The organism is Streptomyces sp. NPDC003032 (assembly GCF_053591415.1).
This window is the reverse complement of sequence record NZ_JBSFTT010000003.1, coordinates 28,717-44,648: the sequence shown is the minus strand read 5'-3', so window position 1 is coordinate 44,648 and position 15,932 is coordinate 28,717. Positions and strand designations below refer to the sequence as shown.

At 68.3% G+C, this 15,932-nt stretch carries 11 protein-coding genes; 3 read left to right on the top strand and 8 right to left on the bottom strand.

The features are described 5' to 3' along the window. Nucleotides 1-115 precede the first annotated feature (115 nt). Complete coding sequence (locus ACWDZ7_RS04775) at nucleotides 116-685, top strand: DUF6114 domain-containing protein (protein ID WP_451794868.1); 570 nt, start codon at nucleotides 116-118, stop codon at nucleotides 683-685. Beyond that, the gene (locus ACWDZ7_RS04770) at nucleotides 675-1,964 is read left to right on the top strand and encodes a hypothetical protein (RefSeq protein WP_451794866.1); all 1,290 of its coding nucleotides are present in this window, start codon (nucleotides 675-677) and stop codon (nucleotides 1,962-1,964) included. The genes ACWDZ7_RS04775 and ACWDZ7_RS04770 overlap by 11 nt, the downstream gene beginning before the upstream one ends. Before the next feature lie 102 nt (nucleotides 1,965-2,066). Here the strand turns inward: ACWDZ7_RS04770 and pyk are convergent, their stop codons facing one another. The 3 genes from pyk to pta all read right to left on the bottom strand — a co-directional run bounded on the left by pyk (nucleotide 2,067) and on the right by pta (nucleotide 6,920). Then, nucleotides 2,067-3,497, bottom strand: coding sequence for a pyruvate kinase (gene pyk / locus ACWDZ7_RS04765; RefSeq protein WP_451794864.1), 1,431 nt, complete (start codon nucleotides 3,495-3,497; stop codon nucleotides 2,067-2,069). Nucleotides 3,498-3,600: 103 nt separating this feature from the next. Next, complete coding sequence (locus ACWDZ7_RS04760) at nucleotides 3,601-4,821, bottom strand: acetate kinase (protein WP_451794862.1); 1,221 nt, start codon at nucleotides 4,819-4,821, stop codon at nucleotides 3,601-3,603. A gap of 23 nt (nucleotides 4,822-4,844) precedes the next feature. Continuing rightward, nucleotides 4,845-6,920: a phosphate acetyltransferase gene (gene pta / locus ACWDZ7_RS04755; RefSeq protein ID WP_451794860.1), complete on the bottom strand. Its 2,076-nt coding sequence runs from the start codon at nucleotides 6,918-6,920 to the stop codon at nucleotides 4,845-4,847. 360 nt (nucleotides 6,921-7,280) lie between these two features. Here pta and ACWDZ7_RS04750 point away from each other — a divergent pair, with 360 nt between their 5' ends. After that, entirely contained in the window at nucleotides 7,281-8,306 is a 1,026-nt protein-coding gene (locus ACWDZ7_RS04750; RefSeq protein ID WP_451794858.1) for a 6-phosphofructokinase, read from the top strand. 82 nt (nucleotides 8,307-8,388) lie between these two features. Here the strand turns inward: ACWDZ7_RS04750 and ACWDZ7_RS04745 are convergent, their stop codons facing one another. The 5 genes from ACWDZ7_RS04745 to ACWDZ7_RS04725 form a co-directional block, all read right to left on the bottom strand. Next, nucleotides 8,389-9,117 (bottom strand): helix-turn-helix domain-containing protein, encoded by a 729-nt coding sequence (locus tag ACWDZ7_RS04745; protein ID WP_451794856.1) that lies wholly within the window; start codon nucleotides 9,115-9,117, stop codon nucleotides 8,389-8,391. Nucleotides 9,118-9,252: 135 nt separating this feature from the next. Continuing rightward, a complete protein-coding gene (locus ACWDZ7_RS04740; RefSeq protein ID WP_451794855.1) occupies nucleotides 9,253-9,660 on the bottom strand; it encodes a hypothetical protein in 408 nt (135 codons plus the stop codon). Nucleotides 9,661-9,671: 11 nt separating this feature from the next. Beyond that, entirely contained in the window at nucleotides 9,672-14,228 is a 4,557-nt protein-coding gene (locus ACWDZ7_RS04735) for a DUF6531 domain-containing protein (RefSeq protein ID WP_451794853.1), read from the bottom strand. A gap of 17 nt (nucleotides 14,229-14,245) precedes the next feature. After that, complete coding sequence (locus ACWDZ7_RS04730; RefSeq protein WP_451794851.1) at nucleotides 14,246-15,277, bottom strand: hypothetical protein; 1,032 nt, start codon at nucleotides 15,275-15,277, stop codon at nucleotides 14,246-14,248. Then, nucleotides 15,265-15,924, bottom strand: coding sequence for a hypothetical protein (locus ACWDZ7_RS04725; RefSeq protein ID WP_451794849.1), 660 nt, complete (start codon nucleotides 15,922-15,924; stop codon nucleotides 15,265-15,267). The genes ACWDZ7_RS04730 and ACWDZ7_RS04725 overlap by 13 nt, the downstream gene beginning before the upstream one ends. Nucleotides 15,925-15,932 lie beyond the last annotated feature (8 nt).

Sequence of the window (15,932 nt, the reverse complement as noted above, 5' to 3'; positions counted from 1 at the left end):
ACTCGCCGCTATGAACGGCCGGGCGCGGGGGCGCGACGGCATATGACGGAGCCGTCCCCGTGCCCGAATCCGCACCACACACAGAACCAACGCCATTCCCGAGGAGCTGTACGACATGAGCGCCGAAGCGCAAGTGGGACTGGGCGACAAGCTCGGCCGGATGCGCCGATCGTTCCGGGGGTGGCGCGGTCAGCGCCCGTTCTGGGGTGGTCTGCTGACGATGCTCGGCGGCATCCCGATCATGTACTTCCCGTATGCGAACCTCACGCTCGGCACGATGACGATCCGGATGGCGACCACCGCCGGCGCCGGGTCCCTGATCATCGGCGTGCTGTTGGTCGTGCTCGGCCTGACCATGTGGTTCCAGCCGCACTCCCGGGTCTTCGCGGGCGTCGCGGCGATTCTGCTCGCCCTGGTCTCCCTGGTGGTCTCCAACTTCGGCGGCTTCGTCATCGGCTACCTGCTCGCCCTGCTCGGCGGCGCCCTCGGCGTCTCCTGGGCGCCCGCGCGGCCCGCCGGTGAGCCCGCGAAGAGGCGTACGACCCAGGGGTCCGGCGACCCCGTGCGCGACGGGGCTCCCGAGCCCGCCACCACGGCGGCCGCGGGTGGGGTGAGCGGCGAGCAGGACGATCTGTCAGGAACGAGCCCGACGAACGGGACGAACGGGAGGCACCGTGCCGGCTGACGAGGTGCAGCACGAGAGCTCCGCGGGGGCGCCTCGTGCGAGAACCGGGCCGCGCCACGCGGCACCCAGAAAGCCGCTGCTGACCCGGCTCCAGGTGCCCGCGGGCAAGGCGATAGCCCTTGCCGCCATGCCCACGGCGGTCCTGATGGGCATGGGCCTGACGCCGACGCTCGCACAGGCGAAGCCCGGTGTGCCCGAGAACCCCTTCCAGGACGGCCCCTGCGTCACGGCGCCGGACAAGGACGCGGAAGCGGACGAGAAGGCCGACGAGAAGGCCGACGAGAAGGCCGACGAGCCGTCCGCGCCTACGTCGCCCTCCACCGGTGACAAGGACCCTGGCGACAAGGACCCCGGCGACAAGCCCGAACCGGATCCCGCGCCGTCCGCGGGCGACAAGGACGAGGCCCCGAGGCCGGACCCCGCCCCGAAGCCCGGCCCCGACCCGGAGCCCGACCCGGAGCCCGAGGCGGCCGAGCCCAAGAACCCCTGGGACCCGCTGGGTCTCGGCGACGCCCTCAAGGACGCCTTCACGCCCGACGAGCCCGCCGAGCCGGACAAGTCCGATGGGAAGGATTCCGAGAGCCCGGACCCGGACCCGTCCGCCTCGAAGGACCCCAAGTCGGACCCCAAGTCACCCGAGGACCCGGCCAAGGATCCCGCGGACAAGGACACGACGGACAAGGACACGACGGACAAGGCCACCAAGCCTGTAGAGGACACGGTCGACGAGGCCGACGAGGTCACGGACGGCGAGGCGGACAAGGCCGAGGACCCGCTCGCCCCCGACGAGAACGGCAAGAAGCCGTTCCCGTGCGTCGTCGAGAAGAAGGTCGACGGCAAGGGCGAGCAGACGCCCGTGCCGATCCCGAACCAGCCGTGGCACCTGGAAGCCAGCTCGCTCACCCTCAAGGGCGCCGACTACCAGGGCGTCGTGAACCTCACGATGCCGGGCGGCCGGACCAAGCAGGCCCTGAAGTACGTCGTGCAGAAGACGGACATCGGCGACCTGCACCAGATCGTCGAGGGACCGGCCGGCAAGAAGTACCACGTCGAGGCCGCGAAGGGCTCCACGTCCACCATCCGGAACGGCGAGACGACGATGTACACCGAGCGGATCTCGGGCAAGCTGTTCGGGCTCATCCCGATCACCTTCGACCCCGAGCACCCGCCGCCGCTGAACATCCCGCTGATCCATTTCACGGATGTGAAGGTGCAGCAGGCGGGCCAGTTCGGCGGCGACCTCACGATCCCCGGCCTGCACCAGTCGATCAGCGACTGACCCGTACGACACCGAGGGCGCCCCCTGCAGCAGGGGGCGCCCTCAGCGCGTACGTACGAAGGAGTACGAGGGAGTACGAGGGAGTACGAAGGAGACGGGCCGTCAGTCGCGGTCGACGCCGCCGAGGTGGTGCACCCGCACCATGTTGGTGGTGCCGGGGACGCCGGGGGGCGAGCCCGCGGTGATGACGACCGTGTCGCCGTCGTTGAAGCGGTTGAGCTTGATCAGCTCGGCGTCGACGATGTCGACCATCGCGTCGGTGTTGTCGACGTGCGGCACGACGTACGTGTCCACGCCCCAGCTCAGCGTGAGCTGGTTGCGGGTCGACTCGTCGGTGGTGAAGGCCAGGATCTGCTGGGCCGCGCGGTAGCGGGACAGGCGGCGGGCCGTGTCACCGGACTTGGTGAAGGCGACCAGGGCCTTGGCGTCCAGGAAGTCCGCGATCTCGGCGGCGGCGCGGGCCACCGAGCCACCCTGCGTACGCGGCTTCTTGCCGGGCACCAGCGGCTGGAGGCCCTTGGAGAGCAGCTCCTCCTCGGCCGCCGCGACGATCTTCGACATCGTCTTGACGGTCTCGATCGGGTACGCGCCGACGCTCGACTCGGCGGACAGCATGACCGCGTCCGCGCCGTCCAGGATCGCGTTGGCGACGTCGGACGCCTCGGCGCGCGTGGGGCGCGAGTTGGTGATCATCGACTCCATCATCTGGGTCGCGACGATCACCGGCTTGGCGTTGCGGCGGCACATCTCCACGAGGCGCTTCTGCACCATCGGGACCTTTTCGAGCGGGTACTCGACGGCCAGGTCGCCACGGGCCACCATCACGGCGTCGAACGCCGCGACGACGCCCTCCATGTTGGCGACGGCCTGCGGCTTCTCCACCTTGGCGATGACGGGGACGCGGCGGCCCTCCTCGTCCATCACCTTGTGGACGTCCTTGACGTCGCCCGCGTCCCGTACGAAGGACAGGGCGACCATGTCGCAGCCCATCTTCAGGGCGAAGCGCAGGTCCTCGATGTCCTTCTCGGACAGGGCGGGGACGTTGACGGCCGCGCCGGGCAGGTTGATGCCCTTGTGGTCGGAGATGACACCGCCCTCGACGACGATCGTCTTCACGCGCGGGCCGTCCACCTCGACGACGCGCAGCTCGACGTTGCCGTCGTTGATGAGGACCTGGTCGCCCTTGGAGACGTCGCCGGGCAGACCCTTGTAGGTCGTGCCGCAGATCGACTTGTCGCCGGGCACGTCCTCGGTGGTGATGGTGAACTCGTCACCGCGCACCAGCTCGACGGGGCCCTCGGCGAAGGTCTCCAGACGGATCTTCGGGCCCTGCAGGTCGGCGAGGACGCCGATCGCGCGGCCGGTCTTCGCGGCGGCCGAGCGGACACGGTCGTACCGGCCCTGGTGCTCGGCGTGCGTGCCGTGGCTGAAGTTGAAGCGGGCCACGTTCATGCCGGCCTCGATCAACGAGACGAGCTGCTCTTCGGAGTCGACGGCGGGGCCAAGCGTGCAGACGATTTTGGAACGGCGCATGGGGGCGATCCTATCGGTTTGTTTCGGCTCGGAATATTCCGTCTGGTGGAATCTACAAATGGGCGGAAGGGCGCTCAGTTGCGGTGCCGGCGCGATTATCGAATTACGGCGCCGATACGTTCCCGACCAGCGCGTATGTCTGGTTCGCGATCTCCAGTTCCTCGTCCGTGGGGACCACGGCGACGGCCACGCGCGCGTACTCCGGCGAAATGAGCCGCGCTTCGTCGGAACGTACGGAATTGAGTGCGCCGTCGACCGCGAGGCCCAGCTCCTCCAGGCCCGCCACGGCCGCCTCCCGTACCGGCGCCGCGTTCTCGCCTACCCCGGCCGTGAACGCGATGGCGTCCACGCGGCCGAGCACCGCGTAATAGGCGCCGATGTACTTCTTCAAACGGTGGATGTAGATGTCGAAGGCGAGCGCGGCCTCCTCGTCCCCCGCGTCGACCCGGCGCCGGATTTCCCGCATGTCGTTGTCGCCGCAGAGTCCGATCAGACCGCTCTTCTTGTTGAGCAGGGCGTCGATCTCGTCGATGGACATCCCGCCGACCCGCGCCAGGTGGAAGATGACCGCCGGGTCCATGTCACCGGAGCGGGTACCCATCACGAGTCCCTCAAGCGGCGTCAGCCCCATCGACGTATCGACGCACCTTCCGCCCCGCACGGCGGACGCGGAGGCACCGTTGCCCAGGTGCAGCACGATGACGTTCACGTCCTCGGGCGCCTTGCCCAGCAGCTTCGCGGTCTCCCGCGAGACGTACGCGTGCGAGGTGCCGTGGAAGCCGTAGCGCCGCACGCGGTGCTCGTCGGCGGTCCGCACGTCGATCGCGTAGCGCGCCGCGGACTCCGGCATCGTCGTGTGGAACGCGGTGTCGAAGACGGCGACCTGGGGCAGGTCCGGGCGCAGCGCCTGAGCGGTGCGGATGCCGGTGATGTTGGCCGGGTTGTGCAGCGGGGCCACCGGCACCAGGCGCTGGATCTCGGCGAGCACCTCGTCGGTGACGACGGTCGGCGCGCTGAACTTCAGACCGCCGTGCACCACCCGGTGGCCTATCGCGGCCAGCTCGGGCGAGTCGAGGCCGAGGCCGTCGGCGGCAAGCTCCTCGGCGACGGCCTTGAGCGCCGCCCCGTGGTCGGCGATCGGCTCCTCGCGCTCACGGGACTCGGCGCCGCCGCCGGTGAGAGGGGTGTGCTTGAGCCGCGAGGTCTCCTCGCCGATCCGCTCGACGAGGCCGACGGCCAGGCGTGAGCTGTCGCGCATGTCGAGCAGCTGGTACTTCACCGACGAGGAGCCGGAGTTGAGGACGAGTACGCGCGTGGCAGTCACTGATGAGGCGCTTTCTGTGGGGGTTACTGGCCGGGGGCCTGGGACTGGATGGCCGTGATGGCGACGGTGTTGACGATGTCCTGGACGAGCGCGCCACGGGACAGGTCGTTGACCGGCTTGCGCAGGCCCTGGAGGACCGGGCCGACGGCGATCGCGCCGGCCGAGCGCTGAACGGCCTTGTAGGTGTTGTTGCCGGTGTTGAGGTCCGGGAAGATCAGCACGCTGGCCTGGCCCGCGACATCCGAGCCGGGCAGCTTGGTCGCCGCGACCGAGGGCTCCACGGCGGCGTCGTACTGGATCGGCCCCTCGATCTTCAGGTCGGGCCGCTGGTCGCGCACCAGCTCGGTGGCCTCGCGCACCTTGTCGACGTCGGCGCCCGAACCGGACGTACCCGTGGAGTACGAGAGCATCGCGATCCGCGGGGCGACGCCGAACTGCTCGGCGGTGGCGGCCGCCTGGACCGCGATGTCCGCGAGCTGCTCGGCGTTCGGGTCCGGGTTCACCGCGCAGTCCCCGTACACGAGGACCTTGTCGGCGAGGCACATGAAGAACACGGACGACACGATCGACGCGTCCGGCTTGGTCTTGATGATCTCGAAGGCGGGGCGGATCGTCGCCGCCGTGGAGTGCACGGAGCCCGACACCATGCCGTCGGCCAGGCCCTCCTGGACCATCAGCGTGCCGAAGTAGTTCACGTCCGCCACCACGTCGTACGCCAGCTCGACGGTGACGCCCTTGTGGGCGCGCAGCTCCGCGTACTTCCCGGCGAAACGGTCCCGCAGCTCGGAGGTCTGCGGGTCGATCAGCTCGGAGTCGGCGAGGTCCACGCCGAGGTCGGCGGCCTTCTTGCGGATCTGCTCCACCGGGCCGAGCAGCGTCAGGTCGCAGACGCCCCGGCGCAGCAGCACGTCGGCGGCGCGCAGCACGCGCTCCTCGGTGCCCTCGGGCAGCACGACGCGACGCCGGTCGGAGCGGGCCCGCTCCAGGAGCTTGTGCTCGAACATCATCGGCGTGACGCGGTCGCTGCTCGGCGCGGAGACGCGGCCCAGCAGGTCCGCGGTGTCGACGTACCGCTCGAAGAGGCCGAGGGCGGTCTCCGCCTTGCGGGGTGTCGCGGCGTTCAGCTTCCCCTCCAGGGCGAAGAGTTCCGCCGCCGTGGGGAAGGAGCCGCCGGAGACCGCGACGACCGGGGTGCCGGGCGCGAGGCGGTCGGCGAGGGTGAGGATCTCCTGGCCCGGCTGCTCGTTCAGGGTCAGCAGGACGCCCGCGATGGGCGGCGTACCGGCGCTGTGCGCGGCCAGCGAGCCCACCACGAGGTCGGCGCGGTCGCCGGGGGTGACGACCAGGCAGCCCGGGGTCAGGGCGTTCAGGAAGTTCGGCAGCATGGCGCCGCCGAAGACGAAGTCCAGGGCGTCACGCGCGAGCCCCGAATCGTCGCCGAGCAGGACGCGGCCGCCGAGGGCGTGGGTGATCTGCGCGACCGTCGGCGCGGAGAGCGCGGGCTCGTCCGGCAGGACGTAGCAGGGCACGGGCAGGTCGGGGGCGAGCAGCTCGCGGATCTCGTCGCGGTCGGCGGGCGCCACCCGGTTGGTGATCATCGCGAGGATGTCGCAGCCCAGGCTCTCGTACGCGCGGTGGGCGTTGCGCGTCTCGGCGCGCACCGACTCGGCGGTCTGGTTCTTGCCGCCGACCACGGGGATCACGGAGGCGCCGAACTCGTTGGCGAGGCGTGCGTTGAGCGCCAGCTCGTCCGGGAGCTGGGTGGCCGCGAAGTCCGTACCCAGGACGAGGACCACCTCGTACTCCCCGGCGACCCGGTGGAAGCGGTCGACGATCCGCGAGACCAGCTCGTCGGTGCCCTGCTCGGCCTGGAGCGCGGACGCCTCGTGGTAGTCCATGCCGTACACGGACGCGGCGTCCTGCGAGAGGCGGTAGCGGGCCCGCAGCAGGTCGAAGAGACGGTCGGGGCCGTCGTGGACGAGCGGCCGGAAGACGCCGACCCGGTCGACCTGGCGGGTCAGGAGCTCCATGACTCCCAGCTCGACGACCTGGCGGCCGTCGCCGCGGTCGATCCCGGTCACGTACACGCTGCGCGTCACGCGTGCTCTCTCCTTCTTGGCTTTCTGGAGCCGTTTCCTGGCTGCTACTGCTGCTGTCTTGGCTACTGCTTCTTGGCTGCCGCTGTCTTCGCAGCCGCTGTCTTCGCTGTCCTGGGTCGCAGGCCGGTCGGCCCGTCTGCCTGGACAAATGACCCGATATCGCGGCTGTGTCCTCTTGACAATACCTCTGTGGCTGGCTAGGTCGCCCGCCGACGAAAGGCCCCGCAAGAGGGGTCACAAGCCCCCTGCCCCTATATCGGACGCACATCCGTCGGACAGGTGTGAGCGGCGACCCCCTTCCGGCCGTGGAACAATCGGACCGGCTCACAAGTACCAACAGCGAGCAGGAGACACAGCGCGATGCGTATCGGAATTCTCACCGCGGGCGGCGACTGCCCCGGCCTCAACGCAGTGATCCGGTCGGTCGTGCACCGCGCCGTGACGCATTACGGCGACGAGGTCATCGGCTTCGAGGACGGCTACGCGGGCCTGCTCGACGGGCGCTACCGCCCCCTCGACCTCAACGCGGTCAGCGGCATCCTGGCCCGCGGCGGAACGATCCTCGGCTCCTCACGCCTGGAGCGCGACCGCTTCCGCGCCGCCTGCGACGACGCCAAGGTGCTGATCGAGAAGAGCGGCTTCGACGCGCTCATCCCGATCGGCGGCGAGGGCACCCTGACGGCGGCGGGCATGCTCTCCGAGGCGGGCGTGCCGGTCGTGGGCGTCCCGAAGACGATCGACAACGACATCTCCTCCACGGACCGCACCTTCGGCTTCGACACGGCGGTGGGCGTGGCCACGGAGGCGATGGACCGCCTCAAGACCACCGCCGAGTCGCACCAGCGCGTGATGGTGGTGGAGGTCATGGGCCGCCACGCCGGCTGGATCGCCCTGGAGTCCGGCATGGCCGGCGGCGCGCACGGCATCTGCCTGCCCGAGCGCCCCTTCGACCCCGCCGACCTGGTCACGCTGGTCGAGGAGCGGTTCTCGCGCGGCAAGAAGTTCGCGGTGATCTGCGTGGCCGAGGGCGCGCACCCGCAGGACGGCACGATGAACTACGGCAAGGGCGCGATCGACCAGTTCGGCCACGAGCGCTTCCAGGGCATCGGCACGGCACTCGCGTACGAGCTGGAGGCCCGCCTCGGCAAGGAGGCCAAGCCGGTCATCCTCGGCCACGTCCAGCGCGGCGGCACCCCCACCGCGTACGACCGCGTCCTCGCGACCCGCTTCGGCTGGCACGCGGTGGAGGCGGTGCACCGCGGGGAGTACGGCAAGATGACGGCGCTGCGGGGGACGGACATCACGATGGTGCCGTTGGCGGAGGCGGTGACGGAGCTGAAGACGGTCCCGAAGGACCGGATGGACGAGGCGGAGTCGGTGTTCTAGGAGGCTTTGACGCCCATATGAGGCTTGACGCCTCTCTATGGGGCTTGCTGCTGGGCTTGCTACGGGGCTTGACACCTCTCCTCTAGGAGGCCTGCCCGCCTCCCTCTCCGCCTCGGACGAGGGGCCAGAAATGGTCGAGGATCCGTTCGAGATAGTCCCGCCCGGCCTCGCCGGACGCGTCCGAACTGGCGCCGCCGCCCCAGCTCAGCGTCCGCGCCATCCGTGACTGGTAGTCCTCGTGCATCTGCCGCAGCACGTCCTCGACGTGCCGCCGCTCCACGGGCAGCAGCTTGGCGACGGACCGCACGTATCCCTGCCACCGGGTGGTGACGGCACTGCGCAACAGCTCGGCGAGCGGCTCGGACCGCCCGGTCACGGTCACGAAGTCGGGCAGCGACAGGCCGAGGGTTCGGGAGAGGGCGGCGGACTGCCGCTCGTTGCCGCGCCAGCCGTTGGTCTCCTCCATCCGCAGATACGCCTGGACCTCGACGCCCGCCTGCCGCGCGACGTCCTCGGGGGCGAGCCCCCGGGCGATCCGGTGCTCGCGCAGGGTCCGCGCGGCGCCCATGAGTTCCCCGGGCGAACACCAGAGCGTGGCCGCCAGCGCGGCGAGCTCGGCGGAGCTGGGCGAGGCGAGCCCGCGCTCCCAGGCGGCGACGGTGTCGGCGGTGATGTACGTGAGCCCGTAACCGGCCCGCATCCCATACGCGACATGCCCGTGCGCCATCCCGAGCGCTTCGCGCAGGCGACGGGCGGCGGGGAAGTTGAAGGGGGGCGTGGGCTGGCTCGGGGGGCTCGGTTGCACGGGCACACGGTAGGCGCCCCTGGGGGTGGCGACTACGGTGTGTTCCTACGAGGTTGCGGATTGGTGGGAAGCTACGGGGCGCAGCCTTGGAAGCGGGCTTGAGGCGCCGACCCGATGCGGCTGTTATGCCGCACTGCGCCCTTAGAGGTCTTCCGGCCAGCTGACCGAGTATCCGGTCGCCCGGTCGAACTCGATATCGATCTGCGGAATCTCCACACCGAACTCGGCGCCGATCCACGTCATCATGGCCAGCGCGGCGGCCTCCGGTTGGTAGTCCGTCGGCAGGTAGTCGAGCTCTTGCACGTGAATGCCGATCGTGTCCTCGTCACAAGCGGCGAGGACGGGCTGGGCCATGAGGCGCAGACCCAGCATCAGAAACTTGACATCTTCGTCATCGGCGAACCGGTCCAGGACACGTAGATAGAGCCGGTCGGAAACGGCCTGGTCCGCGGGGTCGGGCCGTTCCCCATGGCTCACACAGGCCGTGAGATTCACCAACAGCCCCCAGGGGCCCATGAACTTGCGGTATGTGACGGTCCTGGACTTCATCTTTCTCACCATCAGTCGAACTTGAGGAGGTGCATGACGGACTTGTCGAAGAAATGCTCACTGCCGAGGTTTGTCGGACGCGTGATGTACTGATACCCGTGATCCGTTTTGCCGGTATCGGACATGAGGCTGTATCTGTCGATAAAGGCATCGGCTTCATCGTCTGTCATCTTCGATATATCGGCCTTGCGCAGCTTGGCGAACTCTGCTTCCGGGATGGTGAAGCGCACCATCTCCAGTTCGTCCGTACGCTTCGATTTGATGGCGAAGTACCGTTCTGCGTCGCTCCGCGAGGCCCACGAGTAGACACCCTCTCCGAAGTGAGCCCGGTGCATGGACGAAGGCCAGGGCTCACCACCACCCCGGAGCCGGGCTGCGTCGGCGGGCGACTGCACTGTGAAGAACTCTCGGCAGGGTGCAAGGCCAAGAGGGTCGGAAAGGGCGTGTGGGTTGTGGACAAACGTGACGGGGTTGGGGGCCGGGGTGAGTCCGAGCGGATCGAGTGTCAAGTACCGCGCTGTTTGGGGATCGTAGTAGCGGAAGCAGTTGTAATGCAGCTCGGTCTCGGGGTCGAAGTACTGACCTGGATGCCGAAGCGGCGTGTAGGTTGTCGCGTCGGAGTTCCACGTAGTAACGCCCCAGACGGTCCGTCGCGCACGCCAGGCGATCTCGCCAGTTTCGTCAAGCAGCTCGGTCGGCGTTCCCACGAGGTCGCTCACGATCGTGAAGAACCTTTGGTCCACCTCCGCTTGCGGGGCCTCCAGGGCGGTGCGGCTCTCGGTCTGAGCTACTGGGAGAAGACCGACGTGGTCCCACGTCAGCGTGATCTGATTCCCCAGCTGCTGTGATCTGGTCGTCTGCTCGCAGAGGGTCGTGCCTTCCCAGGTGAAGGCCGTCGACTCGGTGACGTGTCCCTCGGTGAGACGTTCCTTGGCGATTCTCCGGCCGAATGGGTCGTACCGGTAGCGCCATTCCGTTCCGTCCGGTGTGATGGCGCAGGTCAGCCGGTCCTCGGCATCCCATGTGTAGTGCCATGTATCGGGCCGGTGCGACATCCGCTTCTTTTGACGGAGCGTGATGCGTCCGGCTCGGTCGTACTCGTACCGGACCCGGCCTGCCCGGAGTATGGCGGTGCCCTCATAGCTCCGAGTCCCGACCGCCTCTCGGCCGGCATGGGTAGGCGGCCAATCCGCTGACAGCAGGTTTCCCGCGTCGTCGTAGGCATAGCGTTCGGACCAGCTCTCGGCGTCGGCCGTCAGGATCCGACCGGCACTGTCGTGGCTGAACCGGACGGCCCCGTTCAATCGGTCGTCGATGGAGGTCGGGTAACCGTCAGTTCGGTAGGCGTAGGAACGCCGCTGAACGGTGTGGCCATCGCGCGCGGTGACCGTTTGGTCGGTCAGGCGTCCGAGCAGGTCATAGGCGTTGTTCACGGCGACGGACGCGTCGGTGGTACGTGACACCTCCCTGCCCTGGGAATCATGCTGGAACCCCATCGTGCGGGCCGAGGACGTCAGACTCGTGCGGTTTCCGACTGCGTCATAAGACCACTCTCCGATGGCTCCGGAAGGGGTCACGCGGCGCGTGCGGCGCCCCACCGCGTCGTACTCGTAAGTGACCGTACGGCCGTTGACCGTCTCGGCTACGAGCGCGCCCTTGCTGTCTCGGCGCAGATGTACTGATGAGTGCGGGTTCGACGCCTCTGTCAGGTTTCCCAAGACGTCATAGGAGTAGGTGCTGACCTCGGCCTCCGCCTCCTTGCGCACCATCTGGCCGAGGGCGTCGCGCTCATACCGGATCTGTTGGCCCAACGGATTCGTACGGGATATGAGTCTGCCCGCCGCGTCGTGGTCATATCTGATCTCACGTCCGTCGAAGTCGATCTCAGAGGTCAGTCGCCCCGCAGGATCGTACTGATATCTCCATGTGCGACCCAGCGGGTTGCGGACCTCGATCAACCGGAGTGCTGAGTCGTACGTGAATTCGTGCCGCATTCCGCCGGGTTCGAGACGCGCGGTCAGTACGTCGAAATGTGAGTACTCGTAGTGCGTGACGGCACCCGCGGGGTCCGTGTAGCTGAGGCAGTTGCCCTCGCCGTCGTACGACCACGCCTCCACCGAGCCGTCGGGCGCGGTACGGCGGCTTATGCGCCCTTCAATGGTCCAGCTCTGCTCGGTCCTTCCACCCGTCGCGTCGATGCTGACTACTGGCCGACCGAAGCTGTTGTACTCATAGGTGATGCTGTTCCCGAGCGGGTCGACGATCTGGAGGGGCAGGCCGGCGGCGTTGCTGCGTATATACGTGGTGGCGCCGAGCGGGTCCGTGACGGACGTCGGCCCGCCGGACTCGTCGAACGCGTATCGCGTGACGGAGCCAGTCGGGTCGATGACCTCCAGACAGTTACCTCTGGCGTCGTACTTCCGAATCCAGGAATTTCCGTCCGGCAGTGTGACCCTGACGGGACGGCAGAGTTCGTTGTACTCCAGCTGGGTCACCGCGTCGTCCGGACGTCGCACTCGAAGCGGTTGCCCGTGCTCATTGTGGACGAACTGCGTGGTATTTGTCAGCGCGTCCGTTCGCGAAGCCACGTGGTGGAACTCGTCGTAGGCTGTGTGGACCCTGTTTCCCAGAGGGTCGATCTCGCACACGACCAGACAGCTGGAATCGATCACATAACGCGCTTCGGCTCCGTCGGCGTCTGTGACGGTTGTGATGCGCTGGTCTGCGAATTCCTGGTCGGCGCAGTCATACGAGAAAGTATTCGCAAGGTACCCGGACTCCCCACTCTGGCTCACACACCGCCCTCGGGAGTCATAGGCGTAGTTGTACAGACTCTGGTTGGTGTCCAGCCAGGATGTGATGCGTCTGTCGTGGTCGTAGGTGAAAGTCAGTGACCGACCGGAGGAGTTGGTGACGGTGGTGAGGTCGCCGTCGGTGTAGCCGTACCGCTTGATCGTGATGTCGGTGCCGTCGTCCGCCAGCGCGAGGGCGGTGACGCGGTCGTCCTCGACGGTCAGCTTCAGGTGGTAGCCGCCGCAGTGGCGGATCGCCACCGGGGCCCCGTCGGCCTCGTAGTCGAAGTCGATGGTGTTGTGATGGCGGTCGGATACCCGTGCCAGGAGGGCCACGCCGTCGTCGGGGTCGGGTGGCGTGAAGTGGCGGGTGTGGCCGGTGAGTGGGTCGGTGAGGCGGTAGCCGCCGTCGTCCAGACGTTCCAGGGGCCAGCGGGGCCCACCGTCGGGCAGCACGGGTGCGTCGGGGCCCTCGGGGTGGGGGTAGGCGAGGAGCATGCCGTCCTCGGTGACGAAGACGACACCGTCCTCGTCGACTTCAAGGCGCTGGTCGAGGGTGGAGGTCCAGGTGGGGCCGAACCAGCCGCCGCTGCGGTAGCCCGAGGCGACCCGGCGGGTGAAGACCAGTGGCAGGGTGCCGGGCAGCGTGACGTCGGTCGCGTCGAGGAACATCTGCCCGGTGGCCACGTCCACCGGGTCGCCGCATCCCTTGATCTTGCTCTTGACCCGGTTGTACGCGCCCTTGGCACCGTCCTTCAGCGCTGTGCGGGCCGACTTGAAACCCTTCAGTCCGCCCTTGAGGCCCTTCAGCCCCTTGCCGAGTTTGGCGGCGGTGGTCAGGCCCTTCATGCCCGGTACGCAGTCCAGTGCCGCGAACGCGACATCGAGCAGGCCTGCTTGGCCTTTTCGGTATTTGTTGAGGGTGTCGGCAAGGACGATGACTCCGGCCACGATGACGATCGCGGCGAGGATGGGTCCGCCGACGATCATCGCGATGATGCCGACGACGGCGACGACGACCTTGCAGACGGCGATGATGGTGTCCCAGTTGTCGGAGACCCAGTCGCCGATCTCCTCCCACCACTTGCGGTTCCGGATACCCGCGTCGGACGCCTCGTCGATCTTCCGCTTGGCCGTCCCGGCGGCCTCTTCCCGCATTCTGCGGGCGTCCTCGGCCATCTTCTTCGCGGCGTCGAGGGCGTTCTGCGCGGAGGTGACGTCGGATTTGGCGGACTTCTGGGCGCTCTCGGCGGAGGTCGCGTTGCGGGTGGCGGCCCTGACCTTGTCCGGGTCGGGCTTGGGCACATCCTTGCCGCCGCCCGAACCCTTGCCGCCCTCGTCCTTGTACTTGTCGGCCTCCTTGCCCGCCTTCTCCACCCAGGAGTCGGCGGAGGACAGGCGGGACTTGGCGGAGGACAGGTCGGCCTGGGCCTCGCGGCCCTTGATGAGCGCCTTGTCGGCGAGGGACTGGGCGCGCTCCAGTTCCGGCCAGTAGGCGGCGAGGGCGTCGCCCGCCATCCCGTAGGACTTCTTGAGCTTCTTCAGCTTGCTCGGGGCGTCCTCGAACTTCTCCGTGAAGGCCTCGGCGGTCTTGCCCGCCCACTGGAGGATGGCTTCCTCGCCCGCCATGCCCTTGATGTCGCGGAGGACCTTGCCGACGTCGTCGGAGAAGTCGTGCAGGTCCTTGGCGAGTTTGCGGACCCGGTCCGGATCACCCGGCGTCGGGTCCTTGTCCAGGTCCAGGACGTGCCAGTCCCGTGGACGATTCCCTGCCATACCGCGACCCCCGTCACCTATCGGTTGATGGCCTGGATCTCCTGGACCACCACGTCCTGTTCCGCGCCGAACTCACCGTCGGGGAGCAGCTGTTCGTCAGGCACGCCTGTGCCGGTCCAGTGGATCTTCCACGTGACCGTCGCCTTCAGCGGGAACGAGCCGTCGCCCGAGGAGCGCAGGTACTTCACGCCGCAGGGCGGGGTCTGCTTGGACTTGCCCTTGGCGTACGGCTCACCGATCTTGTCTCCCGTGAGGTCGCAGACGCCGGACGCGGGATACGTCTCGGCGTCCGGCGTGCCGGGGTCGATCTTGAGGGAGATCGGTTCGGCGGTCGTCGTCGCCTCGATGTCGAGGACGTCCACCCTGGCCGTGACCGACACCGGCTTGAACTCCGCGCCGTCCAGCCACGCCCACGTGGGCAGGTTCACCTTGGTCTCGGCCTCGGGGGCCAGGGACACCTTCGTGCCGGGTACGCGGATTCTGGCGTAGGCGAGTTTCGCCAGGATCTCCGGGTCGATGGCGGGGATGTCGGCGGGGGGAGGCTCGTTCTCGTCGACCCAGAAGGTCTCCTTGGTGCACTTGTCCCAGCCGGGCGGGTAGGTCTTGTTGGGGTACGACGTCCACCAGTAGCCCTTGCCGGCCTTGTCGAGGTTGAAGTTCTTGTACGGCTCGCCCTCGACGTAACGCTTGCGCTGCTCCAGGTCCCACTGGTGGCCCGTGGAGTCCACCGCCCAGACCGCCTCACGTTCCTTCTTGAACTGGGCGGGTGTGTAGGCCGGACCGTACCAGCAGGGGGGCGGGCTGTAGTCGCCCGTGGGGGCGATGGGGCCGGCCTTCGGGCCGCTGCCGTTCTTGGAGTCGTCGTAGCTGATGCCGCCGGCTGTGGCCAGCAGGGAGCCGTCGCCGCCGTCCTCGGTGGGGCCTTCGGCGGCGCCGTTGGTGCTGCCGCCGTGGCCGGTGCGCGCCGACACGGGCATCGACAGGAGCAGCGTCGCGGCCATCGCCACGGCCCCGGCGGCTATGAGCGGTTTCCTTCTCATGGCTGACATGTGGCGTTCCCCCGGTCGGATGTGGTCGTCTCGGTGACCCAGACGCCCTGTTCGTTCACGCGCAGTCGGCTGCTGTACAGCACGAAGTCGTCCTTCGAAGGCGCGGCGGCCTTGGCGGTCTTTCCTGTCTTGAGGCTCTTGTTGTGCGCCTTGCGCTGGTCCTCGCAGTAGACGAGGCCTGCCGTCTTGCCGCCCGTCACGTCGACCCGCGCGTTGTAGTACCGCTTGGCGCCGGTGATCCGGTCCTTGTACTCGACGTACTCCTGGACGAACTTCTGGCTGGCTGCCGCCGCGTCGCCTTCGGAGTAGAAGCGGTAGGCCTCGTGCAGGGGCTTCTGCTCGGCGATGGCCATGTCGACCGCTTTCAGGTACTGCTCGGTGTCGGCCAGGACCGCGTCCTTGTCCTTGTCGCCGGTCTTGGTCCACTCGAACTCGTACGACAGGTCCGACGGCAGCTTGATCTCGGGGCGCTCGGCCCGCTTCTCCTGCGGTGTGGGCGAGGGCTTCTTGGACTTGCCGTCCCCCTGCTCCGCACCGGCGATCTTGTCATCGCCCCCGGAGGACTTGTCGTCGCTGCCGCAGGACGTCAGCAGCAGGGCCGCGGACGCGGTGAGCGCGGCCGTCGCGAGGCGGAGAGGGCGGTTCACTGTCGGCT